This window comes from Burkholderia sp. BKH01, from assembly GCF_025685725.1.
GTDB lineage: Bacteria > Pseudomonadota > Gammaproteobacteria > Burkholderiales > Burkholderiaceae > Burkholderia > Burkholderia pyrrocinia_C.
This window is the reverse complement of sequence record NZ_JAOTQT010000013.1, coordinates 79,789-103,043: the sequence shown is the minus strand read 5'-3', so window position 1 is coordinate 103,043 and position 23,255 is coordinate 79,789. Positions and strand designations below refer to the sequence as shown.

At 68.1% G+C, this 23,255-nt stretch carries 23 protein-coding genes; 6 read left to right on the top strand and 17 right to left on the bottom strand.

The genetic code is table 11. The annotated features are described in order from the left end of the window. Positions 1-50 precede the first annotated feature (50 nt). The 6 genes from OEJ37_RS20000 to OEJ37_RS19975 form a co-directional block, all read right to left on the bottom strand. Complete coding sequence (locus tag OEJ37_RS20000; RefSeq protein ID WP_263345200.1) at positions 51-380, bottom strand: DUF4148 domain-containing protein; 330 nt, start codon at positions 378-380, stop codon at positions 51-53. 224 nt (positions 381-604) lie between these two features. Then, the gene (locus OEJ37_RS19995) at positions 605-1,480 is read right to left on the bottom strand and encodes a PilZ domain-containing protein (protein WP_174418068.1); all 876 of its coding nucleotides are present in this window, start codon (positions 1,478-1,480) and stop codon (positions 605-607) included. A gap of 79 nt (positions 1,481-1,559) precedes the next feature. Beyond that, positions 1,560-4,157 (bottom strand): penicillin-binding protein 1A, encoded by a 2,598-nt coding sequence (locus OEJ37_RS19990; protein WP_263345198.1) that lies wholly within the window; start codon positions 4,155-4,157, stop codon positions 1,560-1,562. A gap of 174 nt (positions 4,158-4,331) precedes the next feature. Further along, positions 4,332-5,339 (bottom strand): trans-3-hydroxy-L-proline dehydratase, encoded by a 1,008-nt coding sequence (gene lhpH / locus OEJ37_RS19985; protein WP_128842558.1) that lies wholly within the window; start codon positions 5,337-5,339, stop codon positions 4,332-4,334. Positions 5,340-5,403: 64 nt separating this feature from the next. Continuing rightward, complete coding sequence (locus OEJ37_RS19980; protein ID WP_175917964.1) at positions 5,404-6,525, bottom strand: branched-chain amino acid ABC transporter substrate-binding protein; 1,122 nt, start codon at positions 6,523-6,525, stop codon at positions 5,404-5,406. Positions 6,526-6,646: 121 nt separating this feature from the next. Continuing rightward, positions 6,647-7,384 (bottom strand): FadR/GntR family transcriptional regulator, encoded by a 738-nt coding sequence (locus tag OEJ37_RS19975; RefSeq protein ID WP_174418064.1) that lies wholly within the window; start codon positions 7,382-7,384, stop codon positions 6,647-6,649. 264 nt (positions 7,385-7,648) lie between these two features. Between OEJ37_RS19975 and lhpI the strand changes: the two genes are divergently transcribed. The 3 genes from lhpI to OEJ37_RS19960 all read left to right on the top strand — a co-directional run bounded on the left by lhpI (position 7,649) and on the right by OEJ37_RS19960 (position 9,946). Further along, the gene (gene lhpI / locus OEJ37_RS19970) at positions 7,649-8,584 is read left to right on the top strand and encodes a bifunctional Delta(1)-pyrroline-2-carboxylate/Delta(1)-piperideine-2-carboxylate reductase (RefSeq protein WP_263345197.1); all 936 of its coding nucleotides are present in this window, start codon (positions 7,649-7,651) and stop codon (positions 8,582-8,584) included. Positions 8,585-8,745: 161 nt separating this feature from the next. After that, positions 8,746-9,150: a response regulator transcription factor gene (locus OEJ37_RS19965; RefSeq protein WP_174418062.1), complete on the top strand. Its 405-nt coding sequence runs from the start codon at positions 8,746-8,748 to the stop codon at positions 9,148-9,150. 16 nt (positions 9,151-9,166) lie between these two features. Continuing rightward, complete coding sequence (locus OEJ37_RS19960; protein ID WP_174418061.1) at positions 9,167-9,946, top strand: helix-turn-helix domain-containing protein; 780 nt, start codon at positions 9,167-9,169, stop codon at positions 9,944-9,946. Positions 9,947-9,999: 53 nt separating this feature from the next. Here OEJ37_RS19960 and OEJ37_RS19955 read toward each other — a convergent pair whose 3' ends face one another. From OEJ37_RS19955 to OEJ37_RS19930, 6 genes are all read right to left on the bottom strand, one after another. Beyond that, a complete protein-coding gene (locus tag OEJ37_RS19955) occupies positions 10,000-10,353 on the bottom strand; it encodes a metal ABC transporter ATPase (RefSeq protein ID WP_263345196.1) in 354 nt (117 codons plus the stop codon). A 157-nt stretch (positions 10,354-10,510) separates the two neighbouring features. Next, the gene (locus tag OEJ37_RS19950; protein WP_034179571.1) at positions 10,511-10,750 is read right to left on the bottom strand and encodes a hypothetical protein; all 240 of its coding nucleotides are present in this window, start codon (positions 10,748-10,750) and stop codon (positions 10,511-10,513) included. 16 nt (positions 10,751-10,766) lie between these two features. After that, a complete protein-coding gene (locus OEJ37_RS19945) occupies positions 10,767-11,057 on the bottom strand; it encodes a DUF1488 domain-containing protein (protein ID WP_174418059.1) in 291 nt (96 codons plus the stop codon). A 111-nt stretch (positions 11,058-11,168) separates the two neighbouring features. Further along, positions 11,169-11,567 carry a DUF488 domain-containing protein gene (locus tag OEJ37_RS19940; protein WP_072436759.1) on the bottom strand — a complete coding sequence of 133 codons (399 nt, stop codon included), beginning with the start codon at positions 11,565-11,567 and terminating at the stop codon, positions 11,169-11,171. Positions 11,568-11,717: 150 nt separating this feature from the next. Beyond that, the gene (locus OEJ37_RS19935; protein ID WP_175942228.1) at positions 11,718-12,920 is read right to left on the bottom strand and encodes an amino acid aminotransferase; all 1,203 of its coding nucleotides are present in this window, start codon (positions 12,918-12,920) and stop codon (positions 11,718-11,720) included. A gap of 46 nt (positions 12,921-12,966) precedes the next feature. Next, complete coding sequence (locus OEJ37_RS19930) at positions 12,967-14,352, bottom strand: amino acid permease (RefSeq protein ID WP_174418057.1); 1,386 nt, start codon at positions 14,350-14,352, stop codon at positions 12,967-12,969. 320 nt (positions 14,353-14,672) lie between these two features. On the opposite strand from OEJ37_RS19930, the gene OEJ37_RS19925 reads away from it, so the two are divergent. Continuing rightward, positions 14,673-15,146, top strand: coding sequence for an Lrp/AsnC family transcriptional regulator (locus tag OEJ37_RS19925; protein ID WP_263345195.1), 474 nt, complete (start codon positions 14,673-14,675; stop codon positions 15,144-15,146). A gap of 39 nt (positions 15,147-15,185) precedes the next feature. Here the strand turns inward: OEJ37_RS19925 and OEJ37_RS19920 are convergent, their stop codons facing one another. Next, positions 15,186-16,043 carry a DMT family transporter gene (locus tag OEJ37_RS19920; RefSeq protein WP_263345194.1) on the bottom strand — a complete coding sequence of 286 codons (858 nt, stop codon included), beginning with the start codon at positions 16,041-16,043 and terminating at the stop codon, positions 15,186-15,188. 402 nt (positions 16,044-16,445) lie between these two features. Between OEJ37_RS19920 and OEJ37_RS19915 the strand changes: the two genes are divergently transcribed. Continuing rightward, the gene (locus tag OEJ37_RS19915; protein ID WP_175942218.1) at positions 16,446-18,119 is read left to right on the top strand and encodes a phospholipase C; all 1,674 of its coding nucleotides are present in this window, start codon (positions 16,446-16,448) and stop codon (positions 18,117-18,119) included. A gap of 93 nt (positions 18,120-18,212) precedes the next feature. Continuing rightward, a complete protein-coding gene (locus tag OEJ37_RS19910; RefSeq protein WP_263345193.1) occupies positions 18,213-19,634 on the top strand; it encodes a cytochrome-c peroxidase in 1,422 nt (473 codons plus the stop codon). A gap of 24 nt (positions 19,635-19,658) precedes the next feature. Here the strand turns inward: OEJ37_RS19910 and OEJ37_RS19905 are convergent, their stop codons facing one another. The 4 genes from OEJ37_RS19905 to OEJ37_RS19890 all read right to left on the bottom strand — a co-directional run bounded on the left by OEJ37_RS19905 (position 19,659) and on the right by OEJ37_RS19890 (position 23,184). After that, the gene (locus OEJ37_RS19905; protein WP_263345192.1) at positions 19,659-20,390 is read right to left on the bottom strand and encodes a class I SAM-dependent methyltransferase; all 732 of its coding nucleotides are present in this window, start codon (positions 20,388-20,390) and stop codon (positions 19,659-19,661) included. Positions 20,391-20,468: 78 nt separating this feature from the next. Continuing rightward, positions 20,469-21,779, bottom strand: coding sequence for an NAD(P)/FAD-dependent oxidoreductase (locus OEJ37_RS19900; protein ID WP_263345191.1), 1,311 nt, complete (start codon positions 21,777-21,779; stop codon positions 20,469-20,471). Continuing rightward, positions 21,776-22,531, bottom strand: coding sequence for an amino acid ABC transporter ATP-binding protein (locus OEJ37_RS19895; protein ID WP_174418048.1), 756 nt, complete (start codon positions 22,529-22,531; stop codon positions 21,776-21,778). The genes OEJ37_RS19900 and OEJ37_RS19895 overlap by 4 nt, the downstream gene beginning before the upstream one ends. Next, the gene (locus tag OEJ37_RS19890) at positions 22,528-23,184 is read right to left on the bottom strand and encodes an amino acid ABC transporter permease (protein ID WP_111018094.1); all 657 of its coding nucleotides are present in this window, start codon (positions 23,182-23,184) and stop codon (positions 22,528-22,530) included. The genes OEJ37_RS19895 and OEJ37_RS19890 overlap by 4 nt, the downstream gene beginning before the upstream one ends. Positions 23,185-23,255 lie beyond the last annotated feature (71 nt).

The window sequence follows — 23,255 nt, the reverse complement described above, 5'->3', positions numbered from 1 at the left end:
GGGTTTCGGGGGAGCCTGCAGACCGGGCGCCGTTGCGGGCGCCGGCCGGCTTAGTGGCCGAAGTACACCGACGAACGATCGGCGGCGGCCGGCACGACCACGCGATGACCCGATTGCGACGTTGCGGCGGCATTCGCGCCGTAGCCCGTTGCGTCGGCTTGCGCGCCGGTGTTCTGCGCGGCGGCGATCTTCGCCTGTGCGGCCTGGATGTTTTCCGGGTAGTTCACCCAGTCGTTCGGGTTGTAGCCGGCCTTTTCGAGCTGCACCAGCTCGGCGCGCACTTGCGCGCGCGTCAGCGGCTGCTGGTTCGATTGGGCGAACGAGACGATCGGTGCGGCCACCAGCGCGGCCAGTGCAACTGCCTTGATCAGCGATTTCATGATGCGTTACCTCCAGGATTGTTTTGTCAGGCGCTTCGGACTCGGGGTCGTTGCGCATGAGTAGAAGTCTAGGAGGCGCGGCTATCAGGGTAAATACTTAAATCGCAAATTCACTGTTGACGGGAACCGTACAATCGCGGGGAAGTCGCCCGAATCATCAGACGATTAACGGCGTTCATGGGCCGAATGCCGCGCTAAGGCATCCGGCGGGCGCTGCCCGCGTGTCAGCGCGCTTGGTCGGTATCCGTCGACGCCATCAACCTGTCGAACAGCAGTGCCTTGAGGCGAACCAGATCGTCGGCGCCGGTCTCGCCGAACGCTGCGTGATGAAGCGTCAGCGCCGGCGCCACCGGATCGGCATGCACGGCCCGCACCGTGCCGTCGAGCGCCAGCAATTCGACGCAGTCGCCCGCCGCGTACGGCAGCAGCACGCGCAACGGCTCGCCGGGTGCGGCGATCGTCCGGTCGAACGCGACCGACAGCCCGCTCAGGCTGATGTCGTGCACCATTCCGATGCTTTCCGTCCCACCCGCTCCACCCGTACAGCAGGCCGCGATCCGAGCCGGCACGCGCGGCTCGGCGCGCGTGCGCAGCCGATCGACGAAACCGGGCGGCGACAGGATCATGAACGGCGCGGCGCCCGACACCTGCACCGACTCGACCGTCGCGCCGAAACGGGACACCGCGGCCCGGCCGATCGCCACCGCTTCGACGTCATCGCCGCGCGCGAAGTCGAGCGCGGCCGCCGGCTGCGGCTCGACGAACAGCGCGCCCGACGCGGCGACGCCGATCAGCCGGAAGCGCTGCAGCGTGCGTGTCGTGCCGACCCGGCGGCGGATGCCGATCGCGGCGCCGGCCGACAATCCCATTCGCGTGGCGGGCGGCGCCGTGCCAGGCATGTGCGGATCGGCATCGGTGTCGTCGCGCAGGCGCACGGGCCGAAAATGGTCGAACAGGAAAGCATGCTGCGCGGCATCGCTCAGTGTCGTGCCGGCCGGCAGCAGCGCGGCGCCGTCGGCATCGTAGAGATCGAAGCCGAATGGCACGCCTGCGCAGAGGTCGTCGCGCGCCAGCGCGACGTAGTCGTTGGGAGGCCGCATCGGAGTGGCGCGGAGCGACCGCGCGAGCTGTCGTGACAACAGGATTACGGCAGCATCGCGCGAAATCTGAACGGATTCGTTACTGCGAGGCGCCCGTCGTGTCGGGAGCGACCGGCGCGACCGGTGCGGGCGGCTGGGCTGGCGTGGCCGAAGGCGCTGCGGCCGGTGCGGCGCCGATGCCCGCGCTGCCGCCGCTCGCCGTACTTGCACCGGCCAGCGGCTGCGCCGTCTGCGGTTGCGATGCGCCTGCCGACAGCGCGGCGGCCGATGCGGCCACGTCGGACGCCGGGATCCATTCCTCGACGATGCCGCCGGACGCCGCTTCAGGTGCCGATGCGGCCGAAGCAGCCGATGCCGCGCCTTCGTCGGCCTCCGGCGGAAGCTCCGCACGCTGCGTCCTGACGGGCGCGGGCGTCTTCTTCGGCTCGGGCCTGAACCACGTGTCGAACAGATCCGTTGCACGCTCGCGCAGCGACGCGAACCAGCCGGGCGACGGCTCGGTATCGAATTTCGCCTTCGTGTCGACGATCCGGGCGCGCTGCGCGCGCTGGAAGAAATCGCCGACGATCGGCAGCGCGCTGTGCGCACCCTGCCCCCAGTAATCGCTGCGCAGCGTCACGCGGCCGTCGTCGAATCCGACCCACGCACCGGCGACGAGGCCGGGCTGCATCAGGATGAACCAGCCGTCCGCGTTGTCCTGCGTCGTGCCTGTCTTGCCGGCTACATCGCCGCGAATGCCGAAGCGCGTGCGGATGCTGCCGCCCGTGCCGCGCGTCACGACATCGCGCATCACGTCGAGCAGCGTCTTGTCGGCTTCGGCGTCGAGCGCGCGCTCGGGCGGCGCCGGCGCGTACTCGGCGAGCACGTCGCCCTGGCGGTTTTCGATGCGCGTCACCATTTGCGGTTCGACGTACAGCCCGCCGTTCGCGATCGTCGCGTACGACGCGACCATCTCCTTCAGCGTGACCGGGCTCGTGCCGAGCGCGAGCGACGGCACGCGTTCGAGCGGGCTTTCGCGCACGCCCATGTCGCGCGCGAGCCGCGCGACGGCCGCGGGCCCGACCTTCTCCATCACCTGCGCGGTGATCCGGTTGCGCGACAGCGCGACCGCGTCGCGCAGCGTCATCGGCTTGCCCGTAGGCGGCACGTCGTCGTTCGGCCGCCAGATCTCGCCGCCCTTCAGCGGAATCTCGACCGGCTGGTCGATGAACGTGTCTTCCGGCTTCATCCCGCTCGCGAACGCGACGCCATAGACGAACGGCTTGAACGTCGAGCCCGGCTGGCGCCGCGCCTGCGCGACGTGATCGAACGGCTCGTCGGTAAAGTCGCGGCTGCCGACCCATGCGCGGATCTGCCCGTCGCGCGGATCGATCGCGACGAAGCCGGCCTGCACGTCGGTCTTCGTCTTGCACAGCGCGCGCATGAAGCCGCGGTCGGCCGCGAGCAGCTTCATCGCGGCCGCGTCGTCCTTGCCGGCGTCCTGCGCGGCCTTGTACTCGGGCGACTCGCGCATGAAGGTGCGGAACACCTCGTTGTCAGTGCCGCAGCCGTCGCGGCCGCTCCACGCGTTGTTCGCAATGCCCTGCAACTGATTGCCCTGCAGCGTGAGCGCCTGCGTCGCCATCTGCTGCAGCCGCGAGTCGATCGTCGTGCGCACGACGAGGCCATCGGAATAGATGTTGTAGTCGTTGCGGTCGGCCCACGCGATCAGCCATTTGCGCAACTGCTGCGCGAAATGCGGCGCCGGCCCCGGCGGCTCCTTCTGCCGCTCGAAGTCGATGCGCAGCGGCCGGCGCTGCAACTGCGCGAACTGCGCCGGCGACAGCTTGCCGTACTTCACCATCTGGCCGAGCACCGTGTTGCGCCGCTGCAGCGCGCGCTCCGGGTTCAGCACCGGGTTGTAGTAGCTGTTGCCCTTCAGCATCCCGACGAGCGTCGCGCTGTCGAGCACGTCGAGCTCGTCTGCCGACTTGTCGAAATAGGTGCGCGCGGCCATCTCGACGCCGTACGCGTTGTACAGGAACGGCACCGTGTTCAGGTAGGTCTCGAGGATCTGGTCCTTGCTGTAGACGGCTTCGATCTTCAGCGCGGTGATCGCCTCCTTCACCTTGCGCGTGAGCGTCGGCGCGCGGCCGATCTCGTCCGGATACAGGTTGCGCGCGAGCTGCTGCGTGATCGTCGAGCCGCCCTGGCGGCTGCCCGAGAACGTATGGAGCGCGGCCGACGCGGTGCGTTTCCAGTCGAGGCCGTGATGCTCGTAGAAGCGATGATCCTCGGTCGCGATCAGCGCGTCGACCATATGCGGCGAGATCTGCTTGAGCGGCACCCACTCGCGGTTCGACGGCTTGAATTCGGCCAGCAGCTTGCCGTCGGCGGACAGCACCTGTGCGGGCTGGTCGACGCGTGCCTTGCGGATGTCGCCGATGCCCGGCGTGAACGGGATCAGCACGACCACGTACAGCACGAACAGCGCCGGCACGGCGGCGGCCGTGAGCAGCGCGCCGCGGCGCGTCGGATGACGGAGATGCTGCCACGCGGCGGCGGCGAGAGGCTTGACCCTCGCGACGGCGGCAGCCGCGACGGGTTGGGCGCGCGCGACCCAGCTGGCACAGAAGTCACGCACTGACGACACGTTTCGGCGATTCACGCGGGTGGAGCTCGGCTGAAAAGGGTGCATCGTACCAAAACTCGCGCGGCCCGCCGGCCGTGGCGGCCTTGGGCCTGCATGCTCGGCGCGGTGTCGCGACCGGCCGCACGCAAAAAAGGCGCGTGCCCCCGCAACGGGAGCGACGCGCCAGGCCTGGTACAACAACCGGGTGGCCGCGCGACGGCGGCCGATCGGCGCCGCTGCTCAGCGCACGAGAAAACCGTAGGTCAGCGGATCGCGTTCGTCGACGATCCAGTTCGCGAAACCGCAGATATGCGCGCTGCCTTCCACTTCCGGGATCACGGCCGGAATGTCGCCGACCGTCGTCTCGCGCAGCACGCGCCCCTTGAAGATCGTGCCGACGATCGATTCGTTGACGAGCGTGTCGCCGGCCGCAAGCAGCCCGCGCTGGTACAGCTGCGCGACGCGCCCGCCGGTGCCGGAGCCGGTCGGCGAGCGGTCGACCTCGCGATCCGCGAACACGCAGCAGTTCGCCTGCGTCGAGCCCGGATGGCGCGGCGCGTTCGCGATGATCGTGCCGTAGATATGGTTGATTTCCGGAATCTCCGGATGCACGACCGGGTACTTCGCGTTCGCGGCGGCCTTCACTTCCGCGCCGAAGCGGATCAGCTTTTCCACCGCCGCCTCGCGCACCGGCAGGTCGAACGGTGCGCCGTCGACATAGAAGTAGAACGCGCCGCCATACGCGATGTCGCCGGTCACGGTGCCGAACGACGGCGTGTCGACCGACACGTCGCGCCGCCAGATGAACGACGGCACGTTGACGAAGCGCACGGGCCCCGCATGCTCGCCGTCCCACTTGACGAAGGCCTCGATGAAGCCGCACGGCGCGTCGATGCCGACCCGCGTTTCCGGCACCGTGCGCTGCACCCAGCCGAGTTCGACCGCGGCGGTCGACAGCGCGATCACGCCGTGCCCGCAATGGTCGCTGTAGCCTTCGTTGTGCACGAAGATCACGCCGAAATCGGCGTTCGGCGACACGGGCTCGGTCAGGTAGCCGCCGTACATGTCGGCGTGGCCGCGCGGCTCGAACATCAGCGCACGGCGAATCTCGTCGGCGTTCTCCTTGAGCCATGCGCGGCGCTGGACGATCGTGTCGCCAGGCAGGCGCGGCAGCCCGCTCGTGACGATGCGGAACGCTTCGCCGCCCGTATGGACTTCGACGGTGGAAAGGGATCGGGAAATTTTCATGGTCTATCGAACGCGTTGAAACGAAGAACGGCGGTCAGGCCGCCGTCCGATGGCAGGCTGGCCGTTACTTCGCGTACGGCTCGGGCAGGCCGTTGCGGATCACGTAGACGGACGTCGGCGCGCCCTTCAGGTCGCCATTCGCGTCGAACGAATAGGTGCCCGCGACACCCGCATAGTTCGACTTCGCGAGCTGCGCGATCAGCTTCGCCTTGTCGGTGGTCGTGCCGGCCTTGACCATCGCGTCGGCGAGCAGCTTCACGCCGTCGTAGTAGTTGACGCCGTAGACCTGCGTATCCGTGTGATAGGCGTCGTGGTACTTCTTCAGGAATTCGCGCCCAGCCGGCGTCTTCTCGAGCGCGACGCCGCCCTGCGCGCAGTAGACGATCGATGCCGCATCGCCCGCCACCTTGCCCATGTCGGCCGAGCAGATGCCGTCGCCGCCGAGCAGCTTCGCGCGCAGCCCGCGCTGCTTCATCTGCTTGGCCATCGGCGCGCCCTGCGCCGCATAACCGCCGAAGAAGATCACGTCGGGGTTGCCGGCCTTGATCTTGGTGAGAATGCCGAGGAAATCGGTGGCCGACGAACTCGTGTATTCCTGGTCGACGATCTTGATCCCGTTCGCCTTCGCGACGTTCATGAACTGCTCGGCGACGCCCTGCCCGTACGCGGTGCGATCGTCGACGACGGCCGCGGTTTTCGCGTTCAGCGTCTTCGCGGCGAACGTGGCCATCGTGCCGCCGAGCTGCTCGTCGCTCGCGCCGATCCGGAAGATGTTCTTGAAGCCCTGCTTCGTGAGCGCCGGATTCGACGCAACCGGCAGGATCGGCACGCCTGCGTTCGAATACACGCGCGATGCCGGGATCGCGACGCCCGAGTTGTACGGCCCGAGCACCGCGACGACACCCTTGTCGACGAGGTTCTGCGCGACCTGCACGCCGGCCTTCGGGTCGGCCTGGTCGTCGTCGGACAGCAGCTTGAACGTGACGGTCTTGCCGGCCACCTTCACTCCGGCCTTGTTGAGTTCGTCGACGGCAAGGCGCGCGCCGTTTTCATTGTCCTTGCCGTTCGCGGCCTGCGGGCCCGTCAGCGGCGCCGAATGGCCGATCATCACGACTTCCTGCGCGTGAGCGGAAGTCAGCGCGCCGGCGGCAACAGCCACCGAGAGCGCGGTAACGAGGTATCGCATGATGTCTCCTGATTGGTTTTGTGTGAAACCAATGTAGGACACGCGTGGTCACATCGCAAGCAATTTCAAAATAATTTTCGCGATTCTGGTCATATTTCAGACCAGAGCGAAGCCATGCGCGTCACTTCGGCGCGATGTCACGCCGCACGCGGCGGATATGCTGCTCGACATAGAACGCGGCCGCATCGGCATCGCCCGACACGATCGCCTCGTAGATCAGCCGGTGTTCGGACACGTAGAGCCGGATCCGGCCCGCGTCGTAGATGCCGTCGTCCTTCAGCCGCTTCCAGAGCGGCTGGTCCATCGTCTTCGCGACCTCGTCCGCGATCTTCACGATCAGCGGGTCGCCGGTCATCAGCGCGAGTTGCCGGTGGAACAGCCGGTCGCTCTCGTTCCACAGCGCGCGCTGATGCGGATCGTCGACGTCGGTGATGGTTTCCATCTGCGCGAGATAGCGCTCGGCGCCCGGGTCGGCGCGGCCGTGCGAGGCTGCGAGGCGCGCGATCGCCGGCTCCAGGATCAGCCGCACGTCGAGCGTCGACGTCGGGCTGAAGTCGGCTTCGGATGCCGCTCGCATGTCGCCGCGTTCCGCGAGCACGTCGAGCGGCGACGCGACGACGTAGGTGCCCGAATTGCGCTTCGTGAACACCAGCCCTTCGTTCTGCAGCGCGCCGAGCGCCTCGCGCACGGCCGGCCGGCCGACCTGGAACAGCACCGCAAGCTCGCGCTCGGACGGTAGCCGCGAATCGGCTGCGTAGCGCCCCGCGCGAATCTCGTCGCGGATCTTCTCGGCGACCTGCTCGTAGATCTGCAGCGGCCTGAAACCGCCTTCGAATGACTCGGGACGCGCGGACATCATCGTATGGCTCCTGCCCGGTCGCGGGCGTGGACTTGGAATGGGTTCGCACTATACCGGAGCGGCGCATGCATCGAGACCACGACGCCCCTTCTGGACAGATATTAGAACCAAAATCGGCGCCGCGTTTGATTTTCCGGGTTGCGCGTGCGGTTGAAATTGGTATAGATTCGATCCACGCTGCCCTGTATCACGGTATCCGGCAGCCTCGCGGCGGGTGCGTCATGCGCCCGTCGTCCACGCTCACCGACGCCCACGACGTATACGATGACCGCCCATTCCCGGATTCCCGTTTTCGATGCGGCCGACACGGCCGCGCTGCTCGACTACCCGGCGCTGCTCGCCACGCTCAGGCAGGCCGTCGCCGAATACGCGGCAGGCGAGATCGTCAGCCCCGAACGCCTGGTCGTGCCGCTGCAGGCCGGCGGCGTGATGCTGTCGATGCCGTCGAGCGCGCGCGACCTCGCGACCCACAAGCTCGTGAACGTGTGCCCCGGCAACGGCGCGCGCGGGCTGCCGACGATCCTCGGCCAGGTGACCGCGTACGACGCGACCACCGGCGAGATGCGCTTCGCGCTCGACGGCCCGACCGTCACCGGCCGCCGCACGGCGGCCGTCACCGCGCTCGGCATCGACGCGCTGCATGGCGCCGCGCCGCGCAACATCCTGCTGATCGGCACCGGCAAGCAGGCGGCCAATCACGCGGAAGCGCTCGCGGCGATCTTTCCCGATGCGCGCCTTCACGTGCGCGGCACCAGCGCCGCCAGCGCGGCCGCCTTCTGCGCCGCGCACCGCGCGCAAGCGCCGCGGCTCGCACCGCTCGACGGCGACGCGATTCCCGATGCGATCGACGTCGTCGTCACGCTGACGACGAGCCGCACGCCCGTCTACCGCGAAGCCGCGCGCGAAGGCCGGCTCGTGGTCGGCGTCGGCGCGTTTACCGCGGATGCGGCCGAGATCGATGCGAACACGGTGCACGGCAGCCGGCTCGTCGTCGACGATCCGGCCGGCGCGCGCCACGAGGCCGGCGACCTGATCGTCGCGCAGGTCGACTGGCAGCACGTCGCGTCGCTCGCCGACGTGCTGGGCGGCGCGTTCGCCGTCGGCGGACCGCTGCTGTTCAAGAGCGTCGGCTGCGCCGCGTGGGATCTCGCCGCGTGCCGCACCGCACGCGATGCGCTGGACGCGCGCCGGGCCGGCTGACCCGGCAGCGAAGCCCGCCGGAGCGGCATCGCAACATCCAGTGCGCTCCGGCGCTTTCCCGTACGCGTTGTAGGAAACGCCCTACAACGCGTCGAAGCGGCCTACATCAACTTCCAATTCGGCCGATTTCATTTTCGGCGGCGCAACACGATACTGCCGGCATGAATGCCAGCCTGTCACCCGCCGCGCTCAGGGTGTTTCTCGTCGATCACGCCGTCGCCGTCCGGCAGCGCATCGCGCTGCTCGTCGGCGCGATCCGCGGCGTCGCCGTCGTGGGCGAAGCGGAAGACGGCCAGGACGCGTGGACGCATATCCGCAGCAGCCGGGCGGATGTCGTGATCGTGGACCTGCGGCTCGCGGACGGCAGCGGCCTCGACCTGATCGGGATGCTGGCGAAGGCCGCGCCGCGCATCGTCACGATCGTGCTGACGAATCATTCGGCGCCGGCGTTCAGAGAGGCATGCGCCGCGGCCGGAGCCGATTACTTCTTCGACAAGACCGTCGAATTCGACGCCGCGTGTCGTGTCATCGAATCCCTGGTGCACGCTCGCGTGCACCGTCCCTGACAAGCCGGAGCGACCCATGTCCACCGCCACCGCCTGCGCCGCCGACCTACCCGTCGCGCCCCGGCCGACGACTCCGCTGCGTGCGGTCGCGCGCGCCGACGCCGCCAAACATCCGGCCGCGCGCTGCTCGGCCTGCGCGATGCGTTCGATGTGCCTGCCGCCGCAACTGACGGCCGCCGAATACGGCCGGCTCGACGCGATCATCTGCGCGACCCGGCAGGTTCGCCAGGGCGACGCGCTGTTCCGCACCGACGATCCGTTCCAGAGCATCTATGCGGTGCGCGCGGGTTCGGTCAAGACGGTGATGATGCATCGCGACGGCCGCGAACACGTGACGGGCTTCCAGATCGCCGGCGACACGCTCGGGATGGACGGCATCGGCAGCGGCCAGCATTGCTGCGACGCGATCGCGCTCGAGGACAGCGTGGTGTGCATCATCCCGTTCGGTGCGCTCGAAGCGGCGTGCCGCGAGATCAAGCCGATGCAGCACTTCCTCTACCAGATGATGAGCAGCGAGATCGTGCGCGAATCGAGCCAGATGCTGCTGCTCGGCACGATGTCGGCCGAACAGCGCGTCGCGCATTTCCTGCTGAACCTGTCGTCGCGCTTCGAGGCGCGCGGTTACTCGGCGACGGAATTCAACCTGCGGATGACGCGCGAGGAAATCGGCTGTTATCTCGGGATGAAGCTCGAAACGGTCAGCCGGATGTTCTCGCGGTTCCATCGCGAGGCACTGGTCGAAACGCGCGGCAAGCGCGTGCGCATCATCGACGCGCAAGCACTCGCGCAGGTCTGAATCGGGTCTGAGGTACGCACCGGCATCATCAGCGCGGCGGCGCGCGCCATGCGTCACCGAGCCGCCGTGCCGTCGGTCGCCGCGTCGCGCGGCATCACCCTTCCACGGCCCGCCTGGCACGCGATCAGCGCCTGTTCGGCCTGAGCGAACGCGCGGCGCAGCGCGTCGTCCACGTTGTCGCCGGTGCACGGCGGCAGCGGCCTGAGCACCGAGCCGTGAAACACCAGGTCGAGCCGCACGTCGTATGTGCGCGCGCCGTCGGCCGCCACGCGCGATTCGATTGCGAGGTGACAGCCGTCGATCAGCGCGCGAAACCGCTCGAGCCGCACCAGTTGCGCGCCGGCTTCGGCTTCGACCGCTGCCGAACCCGTGAATCCGAGGCAGGCGATCTGCATGCCCACGCCCATGTCGTTTCTCCTGACGGGGCCGCCCGCTCGTCGACCGCCTTGCATGCACCGCGCGCGCCGAAACGCGGCGGTGTGTGTTTCCCGTGGCATGGCGCGGATTCTTCGATCGCCGGCCTGCCGATGTGGTGTGCCCGCGCCCCTGCCGGCACGGCACCGTTCATACGTTGAAAACCTGCGACGTCTTCATTTCGATCCAGGTCATTCCGGCCCGCAGCCCTTCGATCATCGCCTCGCGCTCGGTCGGATACGCGTGGCTATGCTCGAACGTATGGTGAAAGCGCGCGGCGCCGCTGCCGTGCTCGACCGACACGCGACAGCGGAATTCGCCCGATTCGCACGGGCGCGTCTCGACCTCGACCGACCAGTCGCGTTCGTGTATGTTGCCCTGCAGTGTCATGCGCCCTCCTGCGGTGTCAGTCGCCGAGCCGGAAGTGGCCGCTGTGCAGCAACACCGGCCGGCCGCCGATTTCCTCGAGCATCCGCCGTGCCATGGCCTCGATCGCCGGCCGGTGCGCGTCGAACGCGCCCAGCAGGTCGCGTTCGAGCAGCGACGGTGCGCCGAAATGGTCTTCCAGTGCCTCGGCCGTGACCGCGCACTGCACGCAACGCCCGTCGACCAGCGCCGAAAACGCGACGACCAGGTCGCGCGCGCAATATTCGGCCGGCTCGGGCGGGAAGGTAATCTGCATCTGTCCGCCAGTCATTGTCGTGATGGCTCCATGAAGAGAGCATAGCGGCGCGCGCAGCCGCCCGCTTGACCCACGTCAACCGGTTCGCTGCACCGCACGATCGCGGTGCGGTATCGTGCCGCCGATTCAGCCCGCGTCGGGCTCGATCGCCGCGCCGCGCTCCGCGAGCAGCTCGCGCAGCACGCTGCGGTGGCAGTGGCGCTCATCGTCGCAATAACAGCCGATCGAGAACGCGGTGGTCGCCGACAGCGCCGCCAGCAGGTCCAGCACCTTCGCCGGATCGCCGTGCGCCATTTCCGCGCGGAAGTGGCGCTTGAACGCGTTCCATTCCGCATCGGTTTCGGCGGCCTGCGCCTGCGCGACGAGCTCCGGGCTCGGCGACAGCGTCGGCAACCATACATCATAGTAGTTGCGCGACGCGAATTCCGCCTTCGGCACGCCGCGCGGCGGCCGCCGCACCGTGCCGATCCGCAGGCCCTCGCCGGCCGCGCGCGGCGTGCCGAGCTGGATGATCCGGATGCCCATGTCGCTCCTCTGTCCTGTGTCCGATTCCGTGATCGTACCGCCGCGCCTGCGCGCGCGTCAGCCGGCCGGCCGCGCAACAAAAAACCGGCTGCCTCCGCGACGGGAGACAGCCGGTTCGGCCAGCAGCGTTGCGCGCCGGGCGCGCGACGATCAGACGCCGCTCTTCAGCACCTTGCCGATTGCGTCGGCAACGATGCCGACGTTCGAATCGTTCAGGCCCGCCACGCACATCCGGCCCGAACGCAGGATGTACACGCCGTGCACTTCGCGCAGCGCGTCGACCTGCGATTCGGTCAGGCCCGTGTACGTGAACATCCCGCGCTGCTTCACGTAGCGCGTGAGCGCTTCGCCGCTGACGTGGTCGCGCAGCCCGTCGTGGATCGACTGGCGCATCCGCGCGATGCGACGGCACATCGCCGACAGCTCTTCTTCCCACTGCTTGCGCAGCGCGGGCGTGTTGAGCACGGCCGCGACGACTTTCGCGCCGTAGGTTTGCGGGTTGCTGTAGTTCGAGCGCACGGCGCCGGCCAGTTGCCCGAGCACGCGCTCGGCCGCGGCCGCATCCTCGCAGACGACGCTCAGGCCGCCCACGCGCTCGCCGTACAGCGAGAAGTTCTTCGAGAACGAGTTCGCGACCAGCGCCGGCACGCCGCGGCGGGCCAGCTCGCGCACCGCGAACGCGTCCGCATCGAGACCCGCGCCGAAGCCCTGGTATGCCATGTCGACGAACGGCAGCAGGCCGCGCGCCTCGATCGCGTCGATCAGCTTTTCCCACTGGCCTTCGTCGAGGTCGACGCCGGTCGGGTTATGGCAGCACGCGTGCAGCAGCACGATGCTGCGCGCCGGCAGCGCGTCGATCGCCGCGAGCATCGCGTCGAACTTCAGGCCGCCCGTCGCCTCGTCGTAGTACGGATACGTGTTCACCGTGAAGCCGGCGCGCTCGAAGATGAAGCGGTGGTTTTCCCAGCTCGGATCGCTGAGCCATACCTGCGCGTCCGGGAAGTAGCGCTTCAGGAAATCGGCGCCCACCTTCAGCGCGCCCGAGCCGCCAAGCGTCTGCAGGGTCGCGATGCGGCCGGCCGCGCGGGCCGGGTGATCGGCGCCGAACACCAGCGCCTGCACGGCGTCGCGATATGCGGCCAGGCCGACCATCGGCAGGTACGGCTTCGGGCCGCTCTCGCGCTGCAGCGCGGTTTCGGCTTCGCGCACGGCGCCCATCACCGGAATCCGCCCTTCGGCATCGAAATAGATGCCGATGCTCAGGTTGACCTTCTGGTCGCGCGGATCTTTCTGGAAGTTCTCGTTGAGCGTCAGGATCGGGTCGCCCGGGTACGCGTCGATGTGTTCGAACATGGCTTGAGTCGGTCTCGTTTGGAAGAATGGTCGGTGGTGGCCTGCGTCAGCCTGCGGACACGCCGTCGCGCACCGCATAGCCTGCATTCTTCTGACGGAAGCGATACCCGATCGCGAGCACCGCGAGCCATACCGGGATCAGGTACACCGACAGGCGGAGATCCGGCGTCAGGTACATCACGACGAGAATGCCGGCCATGAATGCCAGGCACAGGTAATTCGTGAAAGGATAGCCCAGACTGCGGAAGGAAGTCTTCTCCCCGGCTGCGCGCTTGGCCTGGCGGAACTTCAGGTGGATCAGGCTGATCATCGCCCAGTTGATGATCAGCGCCGACACGACGAGGCCCATCAGCACCTCGAACGCCTTGCCCGGCATGAAGTAGTTGACCAGCACGCACGCGCCGGTGGCGAGCGCCGACGCGCCGAGCGCGGCGAGCGGAATGCCGCGCTTGTTCACCGAGCACAGCACCTTCGGCGCATTGCCCTGCTGCGCGAGGCCGAACAGCATCCGGCTGTTGCAGTACACGCCGCTGTTGTAGACCGACAGCGCGGCCGTCAGCACGACCACGTTCAGCACGTTCGCGACCAGGTTGCTGCTCAGCGCGTGGAAGATCAGCACGAACGGGCTGCCGCCGCTGACGACCTTCTCCCACGGATACAGCGACAGCAGCACCGCGAGCGCGCCGATGTAGAAAATCAGGATGCGGTAGATGACCTGGTTGGTCGCGCGCGGGATGCTGTGCTTCGGATCGTCGGCCTCGGCCGCCGTGATGCCGACGAGCTCGAGCCCGCCGAACGAGAACATGATCGCGGCCATCGACATCACGAGCCCCGACACGCCGTTCGGGAAGAAGCCGCCGTGCTGCCACAGGTTCCTGACGCTGGCCTCCGGCCCGGCATTGCCGCTCGCGAGCAGCCAGCCGCCGAAGCCGATCATCCCGACGATCGCCGCGACCTTGATGATCGAGAACCAGAATTCCGTCTCGCCGTACGACTTCACGCTGGTCAGGTTGATCAGGTTGATGACGACGAAGAACACGAGCGCCGACACCCAGGTCGGCACGCCCGGCCACCAGTACTGCACGTAGATCCCGACGGCCGACAGTTCGGCCATGCTGACGAGGATGTACAGCACCCAGTAGTTCCAGCCGGACAGGAAGCCCGTGAAGTGGCCGAAATACTTGTTGGCGAAGTAGCTGAACGAACCGGCGACGGGCTCGTCGACGACCATCTCGCCGAGCTGGCGCATGATGAAGAACGCAACGATGCCGGCCACCGCATAGCCGAGCAGCACGGACGGTCCGGCCATCCTGATCGTCTGCGCGATGCCGAGGAACAGCCCCGTGCCCAGCGCGCCGCCGAGCGCAATCAGCTGGATGTGCCGGTTCTTCAGCCCGCGCTTCAGGCCGTCGCTCTCGTTTCCAGAAACCATGTCTTCTCCACTCTGTCCGCCTCCGCCTGAAGCGGTGCGGCGCGCCTCGGTGTGCCGGGCGCTGTTTTTGCTGTGCCGGCGGCCGTTCGTGGAGCCGCCGGGTTGGGGACTGCAATCTTCGCGTGGCGGCGCCCGATTCGCGTCGGCGTGCCCGCCAGATCGGCCGCCGATTTGTCTCCGCGCCCGCATTGCTGCGGCCACACACGAAAATCCGGCGTCAGTTTAGCGTCGCGACGGCGAAATCGGGTTTCGTAACCCGTTCATGCAAACCCTACATTATGAGATAAGATTGCATCCAGGAGACAAATGAGGAAATAAAAATGCCTGAACCGGATCTCGACCGCATCGATCGCCACTTGCTTTCGATCCTGCAGGAGAACGGCCGTGCGTCGAACCTCGATCTGGCGAAGGCCGTCGGCCTGTCGCCCGCGCAGACATTGCGGCGCCACCGGCGGCTGGAAGAGATCGGCGCGATCCGCCGCTACGAAACCCGGCTCTGCCCCGACACGCTCGGCTTCGGCGTCACCGCGTTCGTGCACGTGACGATGGAGCGCGGGCATATCCGCGACCTCTCGAAGTTCCAGAAACTGGTGTCCGATCTCGCGCAGATCCAGGAATGTTTCTCGGTCACGGGCGACATCGACTATGTGCTGAAGGTCGTCGCACACGACCTGAAGGGGCTGTCGCAATTCCTGCTCGAAACGCTGATGCGGATTCCCGGCGTGAGCGGCGTGCATTCGAGCGTGTGCCTCGACGAGATCAAGTGCACGAGCGCGATGCCGGTGGAAAGCTGATTTACCAGGGCGAACGCCTTGCACGTTCGGCAGCCGCCTTCACCGCACCGCCTCGAACGCACTGATCAGCAACGCCCCCGCCGCAATCACCGCACATCCCGCAGCACGGCGCGGCGTCAGCCGCTCGCCGAGATACACGCGCGCGATCAGCGCCGCGAACACCACGCTCGTTTCGCGCAGCGCCGACACCGGACCCATCGGCGCGCGATCCATCGCCCAGATCACGATGCCGTACGCGAGCGCCGCGAACACGCCGCCGCATGCAGCCTTCGCCGTCTCGCCGACATCCTGCGTCAGCCGCAGCGGACCCGCGCGCAGCCGGTAGTACGCGGCCATCATCATGCCCGTCAGTACGAACATCCACGCGGTATAGCCGACCGTGCTGCCGCTTTCCCGCACACCGACCCCGTCGACCACGCTATAGGCCGCGATCGACACGCCGGTCGCGAACGCGGTCGGCAGCACCTGCGTCATCCGGTGCTTCGCGCCACGCCCGCCCTCCAGCCCGATCGCCATGATGCCCGCGCAGATCAGCACGAGCCCGCCTTGCGCGCCGGTGTTCAGGTGCTCGCCCGCGAACGCCGCCGCGCCGAGCGTGACGAGCAGCGGCGCGGTGCCGCGCGCGACCGGGTAGGCGACGGTCAGGTCGCCGTGCTCGTATGCGCGCACCAGCAGCAGCGTATAGACGACGTGGATCACGGCCGATGCGACGACGCAGAGCCAGCTCACCGGCGTGATCGGCGCAGCGGCAGGCAGGAACAGCAGCGCGAACAGCCCGATCGCGATCTGCAGAACCGTGGCCGACCGCAGCCGGTCGCCGCTGCTGCGGACGAGCGCATTCCATGACGCATGCAGGAACGCCGCACACAGGACGGCAAACAGAACGGGGATCGGCACGCTGAATTCTCGGTAACGGTCGGCAACATGAAATCGTCGTCGCGGGGCGTTCATCGTATGAATACGTCACACGATTGTCAAAAACGCGGTAACCACGGCATTACGCGCGAACCGGCCGACGGCACCCTCTCGCCCGCCTCGCGCGGCATTCACGGCAACGGCCCCGCGCGCCGCGAAATGTGTCGTCGAGGTTGCACGTGGCCCACCCCTTTCCGTTCTCTTTCGTAACGCGTCGCGCCGTAATGAAATCGATACCGCAGCGCAACCGTCGCGAAACCACTCCGCCCCCATATCTTCATACGCGACTGTTCCAATGCGCGTGCTCTCTCGCGAGCTCCGCGCCGAACCGACACGACGACGGGGCCGCTCTCCACCATCGAAGGCCTTACCTGGAGTTTCCCGATGTTCCGTCAAGCCTTGCTCGTCACCGCCTGCGCAGCCGCGGCGCTTGCGCTGTTCGCCTGCGGCGGCAGCGACGATCCGACGTCGACGCCCGCGGTGTCGTCGCAGGATGCGCTGCAGACCGCCACGCCGATCAAGCACGTCGTCGTGATCTACGGTGAAAACATCTCGTTCGACCACTACTTCGGCACGTATCCGAACGCGACGAACCCGTCGGGCGAGCCGGCGTTCACCGCGAAGGCCGGCACGCCGACGCCCAACGGCTTGACGGGCACGCTGCTCACCGCGAACCCGAACTTCACGAACACGGCCAACGGGACCGACGCGGCGAACCCGTTCCGCCTCGACCGCACGCAGGCCGCGACCGCCGACCAGAACCACGCGTACACGGCCGAGCAGCTGGCCGAGGACAACGGCCTCGCCGACCTGTTCCCGAAATACACCGGCAAGGGCTCGTCCGGCGGCGCCGGCGCGTTCGGCACGAAGGGCCAGGTGATGGGCTACTTCGACGGCAACACCGTGACCGCGCTGTGGAACTACGCGCAGCGCTTCGCGATGAGCGACAACGCATACACGACGGTCTACGGCCCGTCGACGCCGGGCGCGCTGAACGTCGTGTCGGGTCAGACCAACGGGATGCAGATCGTCAAGACGTCGAAGCAGCCCTCGACGCTCGCAGCCACCTCGTACTACATCAACGACGGCCAGGGCGGCTTCACGATGATCAACGACGTCGACCCGGGCTTCGACGTGTGCTCGAGCACGACCGACCAGGCGATGATGACCGGCAAGAACATCGGCGACCTGCTGAACGGCGCGAAGATCACGTGGGGCGGCTTCATGGGCGGCTTCAACCTGTCGACGACCAACGGCAACGGCACGACGGGCTGCAGCCGCAGCACGGTCGCCACCGCCGTGAACGCCGCGACGGCCGACTACATCCCGCACCACAACTGGTTCCAGTACTACGCGTCGACGTCGAACCCGCAGCACACGCGCCCGAGCTCGATCGCGGCGGTCGGTTCGAGCGTCCAGACCGATGGCAAGACGGCGGAACCCGCGAACCACCAGTACGACAGCGACGATTTCTTCGCCGCGGTGAAGGCCGGCAACTTCCCGTCGGTCAGCTTCCTGAAGGCGCCGGCCGCGCAGGATGCGCACGCGGGCTATTCGGATCCGCTCGACGAGCAGGCGTTCGTGACGAAGGTCGTCAACTTCCTGCAGCAGCAGCCGGACTGGCAGAACACGGCCGTGATCGTCACCTATGACGACTCGGACGGCTGGTATGACCACGTGTACACGGCGCCGACCCATTCGTCGTCCGACGCCGTCGACCAGGTCAACGGCAACGGCAAGTGCGGCACGGGCGGCACCACGGGCGTGAACGGCGGCACCGTGAACGGCCGCTGCGGCCCGGGCGTGCGCATTCCGCTGATCGTGATCTCGCCGTATGCGAAGCAGAACTATGTCGACCACACGATGATCGACCAGGCATCGGTCGTGCGCTTCATCGAGGACAACTGGCTCGGCGGCCAGCGCATCGGCGGCGGCTCGTTCGATGCGACGGCGGGCGACCTGCGCGGGCTGTTCGACTTCACGTCGAAACCGAACACGACGCCGCTGTACCTCGACCCGACGCTCGGCACGGCACTGAGCGCGGCACCGTCGATCTGACCGGCGCCCGTTGACCGCAGGCCGGCGCATCACGCGCCGGCCGTTTCCATTTGACGCGCCGCTTCGTGCGGCGTCCGATTTCCGACCGACAGCATGACAGCTCGCCCCGCGTTCCCGTCTCCCGACGCCTCCGGCACCCCCGCGCCGCGTTCCCCCTCCCGCCTGCCGCGCCGCGCGGCGTTCGTGCTCGGCGCGGCCGTGCTCGGCTATGGCGCGTTCGCGATCGCGTTCCCCGCGCGGGTGCCTGCCGCAATCGGCACCGTCGTCGCCGGCTGGACGGGCGCGAATCCGCATCCGGTGGTGCTGCAGCGGCCCGCCGCGCAGCCGCTGTCGGCGGTCGCGCAGCTCGGGCGCGCGCTGTTCGTCGATCCGTCGCTGTCCGCGTCGGGCAAGCAATCGTGCGCGTCGTGCCACAGCCCCGATCATGCATACGGCCCGCCGAACGCGCTCGACGTGCAGCCGGGCGGCCTCGCGATGACGCAGCGCGGGTATCGCCCGCCGCCGTCGCTGATGTACCTGTACCGCCAGCCGAACTTCAGCATCGGACCCGATGCCGGTGAAAACGACGCCGCACCGAGTGTCGCGCAGCAGGCCGCGTCGGCCGCCGGCGTCGTCAAGGCGCAGAAGGTGGCCGGCACGTCGGCCGCGCCGCAGCTCGTGCCGCAGGGCGGGATGTTCTGGGACGGCCGCGCCGATACGCTGCAGCAGCAGGCGTTCGGCCCGCTGCTGAATCCGGTCGAGATGGCGAACGCGAGCATCGACGACGTCGCGCACAAGCTCGCGCATTCGTCGCACCGCGCGCAGTTCGAGCAGCTGTTCGGGGTGCGCGTGTTCGACAGCCCGCAGCTCGCGGTGTCGGAGGCGATGTTCGCGATCGCGCGGTATCAGGTCGAGGATCCGTCGTTCCATCCGTACAACAGCAAGTACGATCGCTGGCTCGAAGGCCGTGCGCGCCTGTCGCAGGCCGAACTGCGCGGGCTGCGCCTGTTCAACGATCCGGACAAGGCGAATTGCGCGGGCTGCCACCTGTCGAAGCCCGGCAAGGACGGGCTGCCGCCGATGTTTACCGACTACCAGTACGAGGCGCTCGGCGTGCCGCGCAACCAGCAGCTTGCGCAGAACCGCAACGCGGCGTTCTACGATCTCGGCGTGTGCGGGCCGTTCCGCGACGACCTGAAAGACCAGACGCAGTATTGCGGGATGTTCCTCACGCCGACGCTGCGCAATTCGGCGACGCGCCAGGTGTTCTTCCACAACGGCGTGTTCCACACGCTCGACCAGGTGATGGCGTTCTACAACGAGCGCAGCATCTCGCCGCAGAAGTTTTATTCGCGTGGCGCGGACGGCAAGGTCGACGAGTACGACGACATCCCGCCGAAATATCGCGCGAACGTCGACGTGACCGATGCGCCGTTCGATCGCAAGCCCGGCGACAAACCCGCGATGACGGCGCAGGATATCAAGGATATCGAAGCGTTCCTCGGCACGCTGAACGACGAGCCGGTGCGGCACTGAGCGCCGGTTGACCGCCGCGCCGCGTCAGCGGCGCGCGCGGATGCAAAGGAACGCCGGCGCCAGCGACAGCTCCGCATGGAGCCGTTCGGATGCGGCCTTCATCTCCGGCAGCGGCTTCGGTTCGACGAACCGGTCGAGCCGCCAGCCGCTGTCGGCTACCGCGTTCAGGATGTCGCCGAGCGGCCGCCGCCAGGCCTCGACATACGGCTTCGGCTCGCCGACGCCCGACCAATGAAAGCCGAACCGGGACGTGTCGAAATACGTGCCCTCGCCGCGCGTGCGTTCGTCCATCCAGTCGCGCATCGGATGCGCCATCGAGAACACGAGCGTCGCTCCCGGCCGCGCGATGCGCCGGAATTCGCGCAATGGCGCTTCGAGATCGTGCACGTAGTCGAACGCCAGCGAACACAGCACCTTGTCGAAGCGGCCGTCGGGCAGCCAGTCAAGCGGCACCGACAGGTCGCCTTCGGCCACCTCGACCGCAAGACCCGCGCAACGCGTGCGGGCGAGCGCAACCATCTCCGGCGTGACGTCGAATGCGTGCACGGTCGCGCCGTGACGCGCGAGGTGCTCGCTGCAGATGCCGGGCCCGCAGCCGGAGTCGAGCACCGTCAGGCCGTCGACGTCGCCGAGCAGCGCCATCGTTGCAGGACGCTCGTAGAGTGCGTTGTGCGCCTTGGTCGGCGCGATGTCCGCATAGCGTTGCGCGAAGCTCGCGTACGCGCGGCGGCCGGGTGGTTCGTTCGGATCGGTCATGCGGCATCCGTCGGCGGAAACTCGGAGTGTCGATTCTGCCCGATCGGACGGCGGATGACGACCCGCGTCCGCGCCCCGTCAGGAAAGGCTGTCGAGCAGACGATACCAGGCCACTCCGGCCGCGATATAGAAGCGCTGCAGCCCGTGAAACGGAATCGGCCGGATCGGCGTGGCCCGGAACGGCAGCGGCAGTTGCGCATCGCCCGACAGGTGCGCGGCCAGATGCTTGCCGAGCGTCGTCGCCATCGCGATGCCGCGGCCGTTGTAGCCGAGCGCGATCGTCACGCCCGGCGCGGGCTCGTGCACGTGCGGCATGAAATCCGCGGTGATCGCGACGCGCCCCGCCCAGCGGTATTCGAACCGGACGCCCTTCAGTTGCGGATACAGCAGCGTCGTCGCGCGCTCGAGATGGCGCCAGTCGCTCGTCGCGCGCGGCTCCGCGAACGGGCCGCGGCCGCCCATCAGCAGGCGGCCGGCCGCGTCGCGGCGGAAGTACAGCAGCAGGCGCCGCGCATCCGATGCGACCTCGCCGCCGGCAAGAATGTCGCGACCGAGATCCGGCGCGAGCGGCTGCGTCGCGACGATGAAACTGTTCGCGGCGATCACCGACTGGCGCAAGCCGGGCCACAGCCCGTCCGTGTAGCCGTTGGTCGCGATCACGACGCGATCCGCCGACAGCGTCGCACCGCCGGCCGTCGCGATCCGCCAGCGGCCGTCGGCACGCGTCAGCCCGACGGCGCGAGTCAGCCCGTGCACGACCGCCCCGCTCACCTGCGCCGCGCGCACGAGCCCGCGCGCATAGCTGAGCGGCTGCACGCTGCCTGCGCGGCGATCGATCCAGCCGCCCGCGTAAGCGTGCGTGCCGAGACGTCGCGCGACGTCGTCGCGACCGAGCACTTCGACCGGTGCGCCGCGCGCGGCCCACTGCTGCGCGCGACGCGCGACCGTATCGAGCATCGCGGCGGTCGGCGCCGGCTGGATCCAGCCGTTGCGACGCGCATCGCAGTCGATCGCGTGCCGCGCGATCAGGTCGAACACCGTGTCGGCCGCGCCGCCGACTACACCGGCAAGCTGCTCGCCGGCCTCGTCGCCGAACCGGCGAATCAGTTCGTCGGGATCGTATTTCAACCCTGGGATCACTTGCCCGCCGTTGCGGCCCGACGCACCCCAGCCCGGCTGCGCGCCGTCGATCACGCGCACGTTCGCACCGCGTTCGGCCAGGTGGAGCGCGGTCGACAGACCCGTGAAGCCGGCGCCGACGATCGCCACGTCGCACGACGCGGACGCATCGAGCGCGGGGGTGTCAGGCGCCCGCGCGGCCGTCGCCGCCCACAGCGAATCCGGCCACTGTGAGTCGGGCCATGCGGGTGCCGATTTCCTTTCGCTCATGTTCGATCCGGGTTGGCGGCGCCGTCCGACGCCAGCAGGCGACGCAGGAATTCCTGCGTGCGGGGATGCGTCGGCTGCGTGAGCACGTCGCGCGCGGGCCCGCTTTCGCAGATGGTCCCGTCGTGCAGGAAGCACACGCGATCGGCCACCTCGCGCGCGAACCCCATCTCGTGCGTGACGACCACCATGGTCATCCCGTCGCGCGCGAGCCCGCGCATCACGCCGAGCACTTCGCCGACGAGTTCGGGGTCGAGCGCCGACGTCGGCTCGTCGAACAGGATCGCCTGCGGTTCCATCGCGAGCGCGCGTGCGATCGCGACGCGCTGCTGCTGGCCGCCCGACAGCTCGGACGGGTACGCATTCATCCGGTGCGCGAGCCCGACCTTGTCGAGCAGCGCGCGGGCCTGCTCGCGCGCTTGCGCGGCCGGCACGCGCCGCACGTGCACGGGGCCTTCCATCACGTTCTCGAGCGCCGTGCGGTGCGAGAACAGGTTGAAGCGCTGGAACACCATGCCGACCCGCATCCGCAGCTCGTGGATACGCTTCGAATGCGCATCGACCTTCACGCCGTCGATCGTGATCGAGCCTTCGTCGTAGGTCTCGAAGCCGTTGATACAGCGCAGCACGGTCGATTTGCCCGAGCCGGACGGCCCGATCAGGCACACGACCTCGCCCTGCCGCACGTCGAGACTCACGCCCTTCAGCACCGCGTGCTGCTGGAAGCGCTTATGTATCGAATCGATCCGGATCATGCGCCTCTCCTCAGCGCGAGCCGCTTGCCGAGCCGGTTCACGCCGAACATCAGCGGCAGGCCGAGCGCGAGATAAAGCAGCGCGACGAGCGTATAGACGCTCATGTTCTGGAATGTCGACGACGCGATCAACTGGCCGGCCCGCGTGATCTCCGCGACCGTGATCGTCGACGCGACCGATGAATCCTTCAGCAGCATCACGAGCGTGTTGCCGTACGGCGGCAGCGCGATGCGGAACGCCTGCGGCAGCACCACACGCCGCATGATCATCGGCCCGCGCATGCCGATCGCGTGCGCGGCCTCGATCTGGCCGCGGTCGATCGCCTCGATGCCGGCGCGGAAGTTTTCCGCCTGGTAGGCCGAGTACGCGATGCCGAGGCCGAGCACGCCGGCCTGGAACGCCGACAGCTGCACACCGAGATCGGGCAGCACGAAGTACATGTAGAACAGCTGCACGATGATCGGCAGCCCGCGGATCACGTTGACGATCGTGCTGCCGGCCGTCGACACGGCGCGGTTGCGCGACACCTTCAGCAACGCGAGGACCAGCCCGAGCACCGAGCTGAGCACGAACGCGCATGCCGTGATCTCGATCGTGACCACCGCCCCCTTCAACAGGATCGGCAGGAAATCGATCGCATTCTGAAAAAACATGAGGTCTCCTATGCGACAGCCTAGCGAGCCGCCGCAGCGGGTGCCCGCAAGGCGCGGGCGATACCGGCGTC

Bases quoted from the DNA above. Each gene is read 5' to 3' on its own strand.
- OEJ37_RS20000 (WP_263345200.1), bottom strand. From the start codon at position 380: ATGAAATCGCTGATCAAGGCAGTTGCACTGGCCGCGCTGGTGGCCGCA.
- OEJ37_RS19950 (WP_034179571.1), bottom strand. From the start codon at position 10,750: ATGACACTGCAGGGCAACATACACGAACGCGACTGGTCGGTCGAGGTC.
- lhpI (WP_263345197.1), top strand. From the start codon at position 7,649: ATGACCGCCCATTCCCGGATTCCCGTTTTCGATGCGGCCGACACGGCC.
- OEJ37_RS19940 (WP_072436759.1), bottom strand. From the start codon at position 11,567: ATGGGCATCCGGATCATCCAGCTCGGCACGCCGCGCGCGGCCGGCGAG.
- OEJ37_RS19900 (WP_263345191.1), bottom strand. From the start codon at position 21,779: ATGAGCGAAAGGAAATCGGCACCCGCATGGCCCGACTCACAGTGGCCG.
- OEJ37_RS19990 (WP_263345198.1), bottom strand. From the start codon at position 4,157: ATGCACCCTTTTCAGCCGAGCTCCACCCGCGTGAATCGCCGAAACGTG.
- OEJ37_RS19925 (WP_263345195.1), top strand. From the start codon at position 14,673: ATGCCTGAACCGGATCTCGACCGCATCGATCGCCACTTGCTTTCGATC.
- OEJ37_RS19975 (WP_174418064.1), bottom strand. From the start codon at position 7,384: ATGATGTCCGCGCGTCCCGAGTCATTCGAAGGCGGTTTCAGGCCGCTG.
- lhpH (WP_128842558.1), bottom strand. From the start codon at position 5,339: ATGAAAATTTCCCGATCCCTTTCCACCGTCGAAGTCCATACGGGCGGC.
- OEJ37_RS19955 (WP_263345196.1), bottom strand. From the start codon at position 10,353: ATGGGCGTGGGCATGCAGATCGCCTGCCTCGGATTCACGGGTTCGGCA.
- OEJ37_RS19965 (WP_174418062.1), top strand. From the start codon at position 8,746: ATGAATGCCAGCCTGTCACCCGCCGCGCTCAGGGTGTTTCTCGTCGAT.
- OEJ37_RS19910 (WP_263345193.1), top strand. From the start codon at position 18,213: ATGACAGCTCGCCCCGCGTTCCCGTCTCCCGACGCCTCCGGCACCCCC.
- OEJ37_RS19935 (WP_175942228.1), bottom strand. From the start codon at position 12,920: ATGTTCGAACACATCGACGCGTACCCGGGCGACCCGATCCTGACGCTC.
- OEJ37_RS19895 (WP_174418048.1), bottom strand. From the start codon at position 22,531: ATGATCCGGATCGATTCGATACATAAGCGCTTCCAGCAGCACGCGGTG.
- OEJ37_RS19915 (WP_175942218.1), top strand. From the start codon at position 16,446: ATGTTCCGTCAAGCCTTGCTCGTCACCGCCTGCGCAGCCGCGGCGCTT.
- OEJ37_RS19905 (WP_263345192.1), bottom strand. From the start codon at position 20,390: ATGACCGATCCGAACGAACCACCCGGCCGCCGCGCGTACGCGAGCTTC.
- OEJ37_RS19945 (WP_174418059.1), bottom strand. From the start codon at position 11,057: ATGACTGGCGGACAGATGCAGATTACCTTCCCGCCCGAGCCGGCCGAA.
- OEJ37_RS19890 (WP_111018094.1), bottom strand. From the start codon at position 23,184: ATGTTTTTTCAGAATGCGATCGATTTCCTGCCGATCCTGTTGAAGGGG.
- OEJ37_RS19960 (WP_174418061.1), top strand. From the start codon at position 9,167: ATGTCCACCGCCACCGCCTGCGCCGCCGACCTACCCGTCGCGCCCCGG.
- OEJ37_RS19930 (WP_174418057.1), bottom strand. From the start codon at position 14,352: ATGGTTTCTGGAAACGAGAGCGACGGCCTGAAGCGCGGGCTGAAGAAC.
- OEJ37_RS19980 (WP_175917964.1), bottom strand. From the start codon at position 6,525: ATGCGATACCTCGTTACCGCGCTCTCGGTGGCTGTTGCCGCCGGCGCG.
- OEJ37_RS19995 (WP_174418068.1), bottom strand. From the start codon at position 1,480: ATGCGGCCTCCCAACGACTACGTCGCGCTGGCGCGCGACGACCTCTGC.